Consider the following 12,617-nt stretch of genomic DNA (forward strand, 5'->3'; position numbering starts at 1 on the left):
CGTCAGAAGGAACGCACAGTCCTCTCTTCAACGTTCCGCACTCCACCGAATGATCACGCAGACGTTATCGAAGAGAGACTCGTCTTTGCAGCTCAGGGGGTGGATGTAACAGAGGGTTCCGGCCAGGGCCTGCCTCGGCGTGCGCCGTTCACACCCCGATTCACACCGTAGTGGGCAGCGCTTTCGCGCCATCTTCGGTGACACGCGTCGCACCGAAGTAGTCGGAGGTGTCGATCGGGTCGAAACGGATCACGGCGCCCGTCCTGGGCGCGTCGATCATATAGCCACCACCGACATAGATCCCGACATGTCGGATGGCGCGTGAATCGGTCAGGTCGTCGGAGAAGAAGACCAGGTCGCCCGGAAGCAGTTCGGCCCGCTTCGGGTGCGGTCCGGCGTTGTACTGGTCGTTGGCGACGCGCGGCAGCGTGATGCCCACGGTCTCGTACGCGGCCTTGGTCAGCCCGGAGCAGTCGAAGCGCCCGCCCTGGTCGGCGGTGCCGTTGCCGCCCCACAGATACGGAGTGCCGAGCTTCTTCTGCGCGAAGTAGATGGCGCCGGCCGCCTGTTTCGACGGGTCGACCCGCCGTACGGGCGCGGCAAAGCTCTTCTGCAGCGTGGTGATGGTCCGCACATAGTTCTGGGTCTCCTTGTACGGCGGCACGCCCCCGTACTTGATGACCGCGTACGCCCCCGCGTTGTACGCCGCGAGCATGTTCTCCGTCTGGTTCCCGGGCGCGTCCTTCACATAGGAGGCGAGCTTGCAGTCGTAGGAGGCGGCCGACGGGATGGCGTCGCGCGGGTCCCAGACGTCGCGGACGCCGTCGCCGTTGCCGTCGATGCCGTGGATGGCCCAGGTGCCGGGGATGAACTGCGCTATCCCCTCGGCCGCGGCGGGGCTCTTGGCGTTCGGGTTGAAGCCGCTCTCCTGGTAGAGCTGGGCGGCCAGCAGCGCGGGGTTGATCGCGCTGCACAGGTTGCCCCACTTCTCCACGAGGGTCGCGTACGCGGCGGGCACCGCGTTCTTGGCGAGCGCGACGGGTCCCCTGCCGAGGCTGCCCGCGAGGTTCCCGGCGACCATGTAGACCCCGACGGCGAGCAGCATCACCAGGGACAGCCCGGCGCCGACGGCAGCGGTCGCCCAGATCCACGCCTTACGCACCGTCAACCGCCCCTCGTCACGCGGGAGTCCGCCGAGGGTCAGTGTAGGGGCGCAGCAGTGTCACAGACCCGGAAAAGTCCTGGTCCGGCCATGGGAAAGGACAGGATCGGCCAACCCCGGCCGATCCGCGGCAGCGGGAGGGGGCCTAGGCGCCCGAGGCGGTCCGGTAGAGGGCCGCGGCCTCGTTGCCCAGGACCACGCTGTAGGAGACGCCGGGGGTGTCGCCGCCCTGTTCGTGGCCGCCGAGGACGCCCACGAGTTCGCCGAAGCCGTTCACCCAGGGGCTGCCGCTCGTGCCGCTGGTGAACCCCGGGCATTCGATGCGCTGTTGCCTGGGGCTGCTGGCCGTGGGCCTGTTGACGCAGGAGATCGGGGTCTCCCGGGAGCTGGGGTACCCCGTGACGGTGAGGGGAGTGGCGCCGGTCCTGCGTCCCGCGGCGAACCTGTTGGCCCCGACGACGTCCTCGATCCGTGCCCCGTCGACCGGGGCGAGGGTGGCGAAGGCGACATCGCTGTTCTCGTCCTGGTCGTCGCTCCAGGCGTCGCCGACGTACGTCCTGGTCACCTTCCACACCCCGTACGGCGCCCTGCCGTCCCGGTACCCGGGCGCGAACCACAGGGGGCCGCCCCCCAGGCAGTGGGCCGCGGTGACGATCAGGTCGCGGTGCCTGCTGTGCACCACGGATGCGGTGCAGAAGTGACCGCCCTCCAGGCCACCGCTCGTGCCGAAGAGCGGGCCGATCCGCGACGAGGCCGAGGTGAGCCTCGTCCTGACGGTCTCACCCAGCGGTCCGGCACCGCGGTCGGCGGCCGCCACCGAGGACGTCGTGACCGCCAGCAGCACGACCGTACTGAGGAACGCGTGCCCGCGGTTTCCGGAGTGACGTGTGATGCGGTTCATCACCTCTCACTGTGGCCCAGAAAGGTGAGAAAAGCCCTCCGAGCGACCTGAGAATCGCCTGTCAGGTCTGGTTGCCGCAGGTCATCGCCCACGCTCGGCCCCACAGCCAGGTCCCCCCTTCGGGCGCACACGACTCCTCGGGGGCAGGCATACCCCGGCGAGCCGCCACACTCACGTTCGAGAGCCCGCGGATCGGCCGGCCGCCGGACCGGAGGTCCGGGCACGCCGGCGGAGGCGATTCGAACTGGCGAACACCGCTCGCACGGACGGCCGACGGGGCCGAATCCGGCCCGGGCACGGCGGGCGAGCACGCGGACCCGGGGCCGAGGAACCGGTCCCGCCGCCTTCGCCTCCCACGACCGGCGGAGACCCGCGGGAAACCTGTGAGTTGAGTCAAGGCGCCGCCAGCGGCCGGTCATCGGGCGGCCATCGGCGCGTCACGCGCAGACCGCGTTCGGCAAGGCGGAAGTCAGGATTCCAGAAGGCTCTTGTTGTCACGTACTCAACAAGTCATCGTCGTCCCGCGGGCCACGCGCCCGCCGCCGGGGACACCGCACCGGCGCCCCGCACGCACCCGCACCGCCCCTGTCACCCCATTCCCAGGAGGCAGTACGTTGCGCACCCCACTCCCCGACCGAGCGAACAACCCCGCCCCGCGCGGCAGATGGCACCACATCGGTTCCGCCGCCGTCGCCGCCGTCGCCCTCGTGTTCGCCGGCCTCGGCACCGCCGTCCACGCGGACGCCGCGACGAGCCCCACCTCCCCGAAGGTGACCTGGACCCGCGCCTGCTCCGTCCCCGGCAAGGCCGGCGAGATGGCCTGCAAGGCACTGCGCGTGACCGGCGGACTCACCGCGTTCCAGAAGGCCCGGGCGGCCAAGGACGGCGTCACGCCGAAGGCCGCCGACGCCTCCACCCCGTCCGGCTACGGCCCCGGCGACCTCCAGTCGGCCTACGGCCTCACCTCCGCCGCCGCCTCCAACGGCTCCGGCGAGACCATCGCCATCGTCGACGCGTACAACGACCCGAACGCGGAGTCGGACCTCGCCACCTACCGCTCCTCCTACGGCCTGCCGGCCTGCACCACCGCCAACGGCTGCTTCAAGAAGGTGAGCCAGACCGGCTCCACCACCTCCCTCCCCTCCTCCGACACCGGCTGGGCGGAGGAGATCTCCCTCGACCTCGACATGGCCAGCGCCGTCTGCCCGAACTGCCACATCCTGCTCGTCGAGGCCAAGTCCGCCACCATGGCCAACCTCGGCACCGCCGTGAACGAGGCGGTCACCCTGGGCGCGAAGTACGTCTCCAACAGCTACGGCGGCTCCGAGTCCTCCTCGGACCCCACGTACGACACCTCGTACTTCAAGCACCCGGGCGTCGCGATCACCGTCAGCGCGGGCGACAGCGGCTACGGCGCCGAGTACCCGGCCGCCTCCCAGTACGTGACCGCCGTGGGCGGCACCGCGCTGTCCAAGAGCTCCTCCACCGGCCGCGGCTGGACCGAGAGCGTGTGGAAGACCAGCAGCACCGAGGGCACCGGCTCCGGCTGCTCCGCGTACGACACCAAGCCGTCCTGGCAGACCGACACCGGCTGCGCCAAGCGGACCATCTCCGACGTCGCGGCCGTCGCCGACCCGGCGACCGGGGTCTCCGTCTACGACTCCTACGGCATCACGGCCGGCTGGTACACCTTCGGCGGCACCAGCGCCTCCGCGCCGATCATCGCCGGTGTGTACGCCCTCGCCGGCACGCCGTCCAGCAGCTCCTACCCGGCCAAGTTCCCGTACACCGCGGCCGGCACCTCCGCACTGAACGACGTGACCAGCGGCAACAACGGCAGCTGCGCCACCACCTACCTGTGCACCGCGCGGTCGGGCTACGACGGCCCGACCGGGTGGGGAACCCCGGAGGGAGTCGCAGCCTTCACGGGCTGACCTCCGGGCACGGGAAGCCGGTGGCGGGACGCGTGGGGGACACGCCCACCGGCATCACAAGGGAACGGGCCGCGGCAGCCAGCCGCGGCCCGTTCCGCGCTCCGGGACCGCCTGGACGCGTGTGCGGGCGGTGCGCCTGCGGACATGTGTGCCCGGCGCCACCACCGCCACCCGGCGCGCCCCGCACCTCCGCCCGGGGATAGCCTTCCGCTCGTACGGGTGACACCCGGACACATCGGGCCGGACGGCCGGGCCGCGACACGGACCCACCGGGTCGCCGCGGCACGGAAGAGATCAACGAGCGAACCGCACAACAGGTTCCGCTTCGACCTCATTGCCCGTCATGACCTGCCATGATACACAGAGTGACCATACACCCCTTGATGGACCGCCACGCGCCCCCCGTGCGGGTCCCGCGCGCGCCGGAGACAAGGGACACGTACGAAACCCGCCAATCAATGACGTCAAGTCGACATACGACAGCGTCATTGTCGGCGAGAATGATTCTGACCTCTGCGCGCGTGGCAGGGGATACGGAACTACCCACCAGGGGCGGTGACTTACATGCTTCTCGCGGCCGAAAAAGGCGACATCAACACGATCATCGGCGGAATCGCCCCGAACTGGGGCCCGTTCGGCAGCCTGGGCAACGAGGCGCGGGTGATGGTCGAGGTCGTGATGGCCGTGGCCATCCTGCTCTGCCTGGCGATCGCGATCTGGGGCGCGGCCAAACAGCGCATCGGCGCGACGGCCCTGCGCGACACGTTCAGCGCGGAACAGGGCAAGGGCCTCATCATCGCGGGCCTGACCGGCGTCTTCATCATCGGCTCTCTGGGCACGCTGTTCACGATCGTGTACGGCATGGCTGTCTAGGCCCGGCCCCGGACCGTCCCGCGCACCAGGCGCACCGTCAGTCCCCGGCCGGGCGCGCCCGGTTGCTCCCTCCGACCCACCCGTCCGTCGTGCCCACCGGCTGAGGTTGCGTTTCCCTGATGTCGAGTCACCACACCGCGCCCGCGCGGGAACCAGCACGGCTACCGTCGTACTGCTACGGGTTTCCATTGGCCATGACGTCGAGGGGGCGTGCGCGGCGTGAGTCTCGGTGACGGTGCCTCCGGCGGGGGCGACACGGAGTACGGCGGGGTCAGGCAGACACGGACGAGACTGCCGGACCGGGGCACCGACGTGTACGGCGGTGCGCGGCGGGGCCGGTCCTCGTCGCGGAGCCTGGTGACCGTGGTCGGCGTGGTCGTCCTCCTGATCGCGGCGATCGCCTTCGCGAACCGCGGAGGCGGGGGTTCCTCGTCGGACGACGACACCCCCGGAAAGGCGGACACGGCCCCCACGGCAGCCTCCGGAACCCGCCCGGTCCACACGAAGACGGACGGAATCCCGTCGGGGTTCGCACGGGACGAACAGGGGGTGCAGAGCGCGGCGGCCAATTATGCGGTGGCGTTGGTTTCGGCCGACATCCTGAAGCCCGCGCGGCGCACTGCGATCGTGCAGCAGGTGTTCGTTCCCAACCAGGTGCCTGCGCTCGAGGACAGGCTCGCCAAGGCGTATGACAGGGACTTCCTGAACAAGATCGGCCTTGACGAGAACGGCAACCCGGGCGCTGGCCACACGTATGTCTCGCGCACGATGCCCATCGGCACCAAGACGACCCAGTACTCGGACACCGCAGCGACTGTCGAGGTCTGGTGCACGGGTGTGTTCGGCATGACAGGTGAGGACTCGACGAGCCCTGTCAGTACCGACTGGTTCACCATGACGCTCCAATTGCGGTGGTCCAGCGGTGACTGGAAGGTCGACAGCTTCACCCAGAAAGAAGGCCCAGCGCCGGTCAACGGCGACAACAAGGTCTCAACATCCCAAGAGATCTCAAAGGCCGTCGAGGAGTTCGGAGGCTTCACCTATGCCCGGTAGCCGACACCGCGCTCTAAGCGTCACAGCCACGCTCGCAGCCACGCAGACGCTTGGCATCCTGCTGGCCACCCGAGCCTCCGCAGCGCCCTCCCCATCACCAACCGCGTCGCCCGGCAATTGCGACCTCATCGTCGGCCCCGCCAAGCAGTACTGCGAAAAAGGCAACTCCTCCGGAGCAGGATCCGGCGGGGGTAGTTCCAACGATCTCACCTCCACGCTCGACCCCCTCTCCTCCCTCGCCAAGGGCTGTGCCGACGCCGCCTCCTGGACCGTCGACAAGCTGAGCGAGGCCGTGAAGGAGACCGCGAGCGTCGACTTCACCAACCAGAAGTTCCTCCAGCAGTACGCCATCGTCTTCGCGGCCTCGGCCGTCCTCACCCTGGTGCTGTGGCTGCTGGCCGTCGCCAAGAGGGCCGTGCGGGGCGTCCCGTTCAGCACCGCCGTGACCGAGGCGATCGGCTTCCTCTGGCTCACCGTGCTGGCCTCCGCCTTCACCCCGCTGATCCTCTACACGGTGGTCTCGGCCACCGACGCCGTCAGCGACGTCCTCGCCAAGTCCACCGGCGATCAGACCGACGCGTTCTTCGGCACGTTCTCCGGCGCGCTGAACAAGGGAACAGGCATCGGCGGCGGCCCCATCATGCTGATCCTGGTCTCGCTCGTCTCGATCCTCGCGGCGGGCGTCCTCTACCTCGAGCTGTTCCTGAGGGCCGTCCTGCTCTACGTCGGCGCGCTCCTCGGCGTCGTCGTGTACTCGGGTCTCGTGGACAAGAACCTCTGGGGCCACGTCCGCCGCTGGGCGGGCGTGATGATCGCGGTGATCCTGGTGAAGCCGGTGATCGTCATCGTGCTCGGGCTGGCCGGCGCCCTGGCCTCGGACGGCGGACCGGACTCCCTCGCGGCCGTCGTCTCCGGGCTCGCCATCATCCTGCTCGCCATCTTCGCCAGCGCCATGATCTACCGGTTCGTGCCCGGTTTCGGCGACGAGATCGCCGCCTCCCGCAACAACCGCATCATGCAGGGCGCCGAACGCAAGGCCGCGGCCGTCATCAGCTCCCCGGCGACGCTCGTCGCCCAGGGCATCAAGACCCACAGCACGCGTGCCGACAGCAACAGCGGCGGTGGCGCCCAGCCGCCGCGCCCCGCCAACCCCGCGTCGGGCGGTGTGGCCGCGCACAGCACCCGCGGGCCGGGCGGCGGATCCGTCCCCTCCGCCGCGCCCCCGCAGCGCACGAGCCCGGCCAACACCCCCCACGCCGGAAACACCCGCAACAGCAGTACCAATCGCACGGGAGGTGAAGGGCGTTGACGACCGAGTCCCACGTGCCGCATGCGGTCACGCCCCGCCGGACCTATCTGATCGGCCGCGCCCGGCCCAACGCGATCGTCGGCCGCAACCGCGAGTCCGGCGAGATCGCGCTGATCATCGCGGGCGCGTTCCTCGGCATGATGTGCGGGCTCCTCGTCCCCGTCCTGTCCCTGCGCATCGTGCTGCTGATGGGCTTCCCGCTGCTCGCCCTGGGCGCCGTCTACGTCCCGTACAAGCACCGCACGTTCTACAAGTGGTTCGAGATCAACCGCAGTTACAAGCGGACCCTGCGGCAGGAGGCCACGTACCGCAGCAGTGCCATGGAGGCGGGCACACACCTCGACGGACGTGAGGTGGAGGTGGGTCCCCCGCCCGGCATCGGGCGGATCAGCTGGCTCGCCGCGCCGTTCGGCCCCGACGAGATCGCCGTGCTCCTGCACGCCGACCGGCGGACCGTCACGGCCGCGATCGAGATCGAGGGCCCGGGCGTCGGCCTGCGCGACAGCGAGGACCAGGAGGCCCTCGTCGACCGTTTCGGCACGCTCCTCAAGCACGTCGCGAACGGCGACGGCTTCGTCACCCGCCTCCAGATGCTGGCCCGCACCCTGCCCGCCGACCCGGACGCACACGCCAAGGACGTCGTCCAGCGCGGCGACGAACGCGCCCCGGCCTGGCTGCAGCGGTCGTACGACCAGTTGCAGTCCATGGTGTCGACCAGCAGTGAACAGCACCGCGCCTACCTCGTCGCCTGCATGCACTACACCCGGGAGCTGGCCGCCGAGGCCCAGGCCATGGCGCGCGCCGCGCGCCCCCAGGGCGGCAAGGTCGACCGGGACGCCGGTCTCGCGGTCGTCATGGCGCGCGAGCTGACCGACATCTGCTCACGGCTGCAGGAGGCCGACATCCGGGTGCGGCAGCCGCTGGGCCAGGGACGGCTCGCCTCCCTCGTCCACTCGATGTACGACCCCGACCACCCCATCGACCACATCCAGGCGATGACCAAGCGCAACGCCTGGCCCGCGGAGCTCGACGCCACGGCGCCGGTCTATCTGCAGGCGAAGACCCGCGAGTCGTCCACGCGCGCACCCTGGTGCCATGCGACCGCCTGGGTCAAGGAGTGGCCGATGACCCCGGTCGGCGTGAACTTCCTGGCCCCGCTCCTGGTCCACACCCCGGACGTCATCCGGACCGTCGCCGTCACCATGGACCTCGAACCCACCGAGGTCGCCATCGAGCGCATGCTGACCGAGAAGACGAACGACGAGGCCGAGGCCAGCCGCGCCGCCAAGATGAACCGCACCGTCGACCCCCGCGACATCGCCGCCCACTCCCGGCTCGACCAGCGCGGCGAGGACCTCGCCAGCGGCGCCGCGGGCGTCAACCTGGTCGGCTACATCACCGTCTCCGCCCGTTCGCCGGAGGCCCTGGCCCGCGACAAGCGGACCATCCGGGCCTCGGCCGGCAAGTCCTATCTGAAGCTGGAGTGGTGCGACCGCGAGCACCACCGGGCCTTCGTCAACACGCTCCCCTTCGCCACCGGCATTCGGAGGTAAGGCCCTGATGCGGGATCCGCTGTCCGTCCTGACCGACGCCTTCACGTCCTTCCTCTTCGGCAAGGTCGAGACGACCCGGCTGCCCGTCCGCACGTCCACGGGCCAGGCCCAGGCCGTCTACCTGCCCACGGCCGCGCCCGGCCTCGGCGACTCCGGCGTGATCATCGGCCGCGAGGTCTACTCCGGGAAGGGCTACATCTACGACCCCTTCCAGCTGTACGGCCAGCAGCTCCCGGCCCCGCACTGGCTCGTCCTCGGCGAGTCCGGCAACGGCAAGTCGGCGCTGGAGAAGACGTACGTCCTGCGCCAGCTGCGGTTCCGCGACCGGCAGGTCGTCGTGCTGGACGCCCAGGGCGAGGACGGCGTCGGCGAGTGGAACCTGATCGCGGAGGAGATGGGGATAACACCCATCCGGCTGGACCCGACGGCGGCACTCGACCACGGCATCCGGCTCAACCCGCTCGATCCGTCGATCACCACGACCGGCCAGCTCGCGCTGCTCCGCACCATCATCGAGGTCGCGATGGGACGCGGCCTGGACGAGCGGTCCGGCTTCGCCCTGAAGGTCGCACACGCGTACGTCAACGAGACGATCGTCGAGCGGCAGCCGGTGCTGACCGACATCGTCGAACAGCTGCGGCATCCCGAGCCCGAGTCGGCGGAGGCCATGAACGTCGCCCTGGACGACGTACGGGCCTGGGGCCTGGACGTGGCGCTGGTCCTGGACCGCCTGGTCGACGGCGACCTGCGGGGCATGTTCGACGGGCCCACCACGGTCGGCATCGACCTGGACGCACCGCTGATCGTGTTCGATCTGAGCCACATCGACCGCAACTCGATCGCCATGCCGATCCTGATGGCCATCGTGGGTGTGTGGCTGGAGCACACCTGGATCCGTCCCGACCGGAAGAAGCGCATCTTCCTGGTCGAGGAGGCATGGCACATCATCAACAGCCCGTTCGTGGCCCAGTTGTTCCAGCGGCTGCTGAAGTTCGGCCGTCGGCTCGGCCTGTCCTTCGTGGCGGTCGTGCACCATCTGAGCGACGTGGTGGACGGGGCGGCGGCCAAGGAGGCGGCCGCGATCCTGAAGATGGCCTCCACCAGGACGATTTATGCCCAGAAGGCGGACGAGGCCCGGGCGACCGGCCGGGTGCTCGGTCTGCCGAGGTGGGCCGTGGAGATCATTCCGACCCTGACGCCCGGCATCGCGGTGTGGGACGTCAACGGCAATGTCCAGGTGGTCAAGCACCTGGTGACGGAGACGGAACGGCCGCTCGTCTTCACCGACCGCGCGATGACGGAGTCGTCGAGCGACCGGGCGGACGACGTGCTGCTCGCCGCGGAGCTGGAGGCGGAGGAGCGGGCGGCGGCGTTCGTGGAAGAGCGGCTGAGCGACCTGGACGGCTCGTCCGAGTCCACGGTGGCGTAGGTGGCATAGACATGGGGTCCCGATGAGACCGGACAGGGAGCGGGAGCAGGAGCGCCACGGGGGCATCCCCGACGGTGTGTTGGTGGGCGTGCTCGCCTTCCTGCTCGGCGTGACGCTGATGGTGTGGACGGCCACGGGCCTCGCGGGCTGGTTCACGCGGGGCGCCTGGCCGGAGGGCGTGCGTCTCAGCCGGACGCCGATGGCCATGCGCCATCTGATCGCCCAGCCGCACGACCTCGCGGGCGCCTGGCCGGACACCCCGCCCGGCCTGCTGTCCGGGTACGGGCTGTTCTGGGGGCTGTTCATAGGGCAACTGATGGTGCTGTTCGTGCTGACCGTGTTCGCCATCGGCACGGTGGCGCGCTGGAAGGCCGTGCGGGCGCGCCGGAAGGCCGCGGCCCCGGTTGCCGGTCCGCTGCCCGGCGACGGGAGCGGGCGGCCGACGGGCGGCACCGCGTCCGCGCTCCAAGGCACCCGGACACCTCACGGGACTCCGGTGCCGCACCAGGTTCCCGTGGCGCACGAGGTGCCTGTGGCACACGAGGTTCCCGTGGCGTACGAGGTGCCCGCGCCGAACCCGTCGGCCACGGCGACCGGGATGCTTCCTCCGCCCGCACCGTCACCGGCGGTCCCCACGGCCCTCGGTACGCCCGCGGCCTCGTCGGCGGCCGACCCGGCCACACCGGCCGTCGGGAGCCCGAGCCCGCCGGCGGCCGCCCGGAGCGCGTCCTCAATGGTCCTGGGCGTCCCGGGGGACCGTCGCCCCGCCGCAGCCCAGGCCGTGCGCGACGCGGAGGGTGCCGCGCTCGTCGTCACCTCGGACCCTTCCCTGTGGTCGGAGACCAAGGACGCCCGGGCCAAGCTCGGCCCGGTCCTCCTCTACGACCCCTCCCACCTGTGCGACACCCCGGCCCGGCTGCACTGGTCCCCCATCTCCGGCTGCGAGGACAAGACCATCGCCGCGGCCCGCGCGACCGCTCTGCTCGCCCCGGTCCGCCCCACGGCCCGTATCGACCAGGCGGTCGCCGACGTCGCGGAGACGCTGCTGCGCAGCTATCTGCACGCCGCCGCCATAGAGGGCCGTACCGTCAAGCACCTCCACCGCTGGGCCCAGGGCACCCAGGTCCAGGAGGCGGTACGGGCGCTGCGCACGCACCCCAAGGCGTCGTCCGGCGCGGCCGGCGAACTGGAGGCCGCTCTCACCTCGCACCCCGAACGCCGGGACATCGCGCAGGAGCTGACCGCCCGAGCGCTGTCCGCCCTCTTCACGCTCAACATCCGCGAGGCGTGCTCGCCCCACCGAAATGACAGCCTGGCCTTGGATTCCTTCGTGGACGAAGGGGGCACGCTCTATGTGGTGGGTGAATCCATCGAGGACCCCAGGCAGCATCCGGGCGCGATGCCGCTGCTGACGGCCCTCGCCTCGAGCGTGGTCGAGCGCGGCCGGCGCATGGCCGAACGGTCATCCTCCGGTCGCCTCGACCCACCATTCACCCTGGTCCTGGACGATGTGGCGGCCGTGGCCCCCCTTCCCCAGCTCCCGGAGCTCCTGTCCACCGGAGCGGACCGGGGGCTGCCGACCCTGGCACTGCTCCGCTCGCGCGAACAGGCCCGCGCCCGCTGGCCGCACCACGAGCTGCCGGCGTAGCGCCGGCTAGTGCCGCTCGATCACCAACTCCAGCTCGGACTCCGCCGAGTCGTCCGTCAACGGCACGGTGACGCCGCTGGGCACGAAGCCCACCTTGCGGTACAAGGACCGGGCCCGCGTGTTCTCCTCGTGCACAATGAGCCGTACCCGCTCGGCCCCGCACCCCCACGCCCATTCCAGGCCGGCGGCGAACAGCGCCTCGGTCAGCCCGGTTCCCCGCTGCTCGGGACGGACGAACACGCCGACGACATGCCCCTGCTTCCGCTCGACCAGGAACCCGGCCCAGTCCTTCGTCCCGGCCTCCTCGATCAGCACGGTCAGGGTGCCGGCCCAGCTGCCGTCCGGGCCCTCGGCGATGATCTGCTGGGCCGCGGCCGCCCCTTCGGCGGCGCCCTCCGCCCGCTCCTGCCAGAAGGAGTCCGGCTTGGCGACGGCTTCCTCGTACGTCTCCAGGAAGGCGAGGTGCGCGACCGGGTCCCGCAGCGCGACGAGCCGTAGCTCCTTCGCGGCAGGCCACTCGTCGGGACGTATGGACCGGATCACGTGGCTCATGCGGTCACGGTAGCGGCAGGAGACGGCAGGTGCGGCCTCATTTCTCACGCCGTACGCCCTTTGAACGCAGAAAGCCCCGCACCATGAGGTGCGGGGCTTTCCCACAATGAGTTCGGCGGTGTCCTACTCTCCCACAGGGTCCCCCCTGCAGTACCATCGGCGCTGTAAGGCTTAGCTTCCGGGTTCGGAATGTAACCGGGCGT

10 protein-coding genes and 1 rRNA gene are annotated in these 12,617 nt (G+C 70.5%); 7 read left to right on the plus strand and 4 right to left on the minus strand.

The window, feature by feature from the left end; genetic code table 11:
• Positions 1 to 160: 160 nt before the first annotated feature.
• Both ACFYMU_RS32165 and ACFYMU_RS32170 read right to left on the minus strand, forming a co-directional pair.
• On the minus strand, positions 161 to 1,168 hold the full coding sequence (locus tag ACFYMU_RS32165; RefSeq protein ID WP_388380968.1) for an NlpC/P60 family protein: 1,008 nt from the start codon (positions 1,166 to 1,168) through the stop codon (positions 161 to 163).
• A gap of 139 nt (positions 1,169 to 1,307) precedes the next feature.
• Positions 1,308 to 2,063 (minus strand): trypsin-like serine peptidase, encoded by a 756-nt coding sequence (locus ACFYMU_RS32170; protein ID WP_388380970.1) that lies wholly within the window; start codon positions 2,061 to 2,063, stop codon positions 1,308 to 1,310.
• Between the two features lie 614 nt (positions 2,064 to 2,677).
• Between ACFYMU_RS32170 and ACFYMU_RS32175 the strand changes: the two genes are divergently transcribed.
• From ACFYMU_RS32175 to ACFYMU_RS32205, 7 genes are all read left to right on the plus strand, one after another.
• Positions 2,678 to 3,997, plus strand: coding sequence for a peptidase S8 (locus ACFYMU_RS32175; RefSeq protein ID WP_388380973.1), 1,320 nt, complete (start codon positions 2,678 to 2,680; stop codon positions 3,995 to 3,997).
• Positions 3,998 to 4,561: 564 nt separating this feature from the next.
• Positions 4,562 to 4,870: a hypothetical protein gene (locus ACFYMU_RS32180; protein WP_388380976.1), complete on the plus strand. Its 309-nt coding sequence runs from the start codon at positions 4,562 to 4,564 to the stop codon at positions 4,868 to 4,870.
• Between the two features lie 219 nt (positions 4,871 to 5,089).
• Positions 5,090 to 5,923, plus strand: a complete 834-nt coding sequence (locus ACFYMU_RS32185; RefSeq protein WP_388380979.1) for a hypothetical protein — start codon at positions 5,090 to 5,092, stop codon at positions 5,921 to 5,923.
• Positions 5,913 to 7,232, plus strand: a complete 1,320-nt coding sequence (locus ACFYMU_RS32190) for a hypothetical protein (protein WP_388380982.1) — start codon at positions 5,913 to 5,915, stop codon at positions 7,230 to 7,232. Before ACFYMU_RS32185 ends, ACFYMU_RS32190 begins: the two co-directional genes overlap by 11 nt.
• Positions 7,229 to 8,785, plus strand: a complete 1,557-nt coding sequence (locus ACFYMU_RS32195) for an SCO6880 family protein (RefSeq protein WP_388380984.1) — start codon at positions 7,229 to 7,231, stop codon at positions 8,783 to 8,785. Before ACFYMU_RS32190 ends, ACFYMU_RS32195 begins: the two co-directional genes overlap by 4 nt.
• A 7-nt stretch (positions 8,786 to 8,792) precedes the next feature.
• Positions 8,793 to 10,214, plus strand: coding sequence for an ATP-binding protein (locus tag ACFYMU_RS32200; RefSeq protein ID WP_388380987.1), 1,422 nt, complete (start codon positions 8,793 to 8,795; stop codon positions 10,212 to 10,214).
• 22 nt (positions 10,215 to 10,236) lie between these two features.
• Entirely contained in the window at positions 10,237 to 11,862 is a 1,626-nt protein-coding gene (locus ACFYMU_RS32205) for a type IV secretory system conjugative DNA transfer family protein (protein ID WP_388380990.1), read from the plus strand.
• A 6-nt stretch (positions 11,863 to 11,868) separates the two neighbouring features.
• Here ACFYMU_RS32205 and ACFYMU_RS32210 read toward each other — a convergent pair whose 3' ends face one another.
• Together ACFYMU_RS32210 and rrf are read right to left on the minus strand one after the other, a co-directional pair.
• Positions 11,869 to 12,414, minus strand: a complete 546-nt coding sequence (locus ACFYMU_RS32210) for a GNAT family N-acetyltransferase (RefSeq protein WP_388380993.1) — start codon at positions 12,412 to 12,414, stop codon at positions 11,869 to 11,871.
• A gap of 110 nt (positions 12,415 to 12,524) precedes the next feature.
• Positions 12,525 to 12,617, minus strand: a 5S ribosomal RNA gene (gene rrf / locus ACFYMU_RS32215); the annotation flags it as partial.

The sequence above is a fragment of the Streptomyces sp. NPDC007264 genome (genome assembly GCF_042869095.1).
GTDB lineage: Bacteria > Actinomycetota > Actinomycetes > Streptomycetales > Streptomycetaceae > Streptomyces.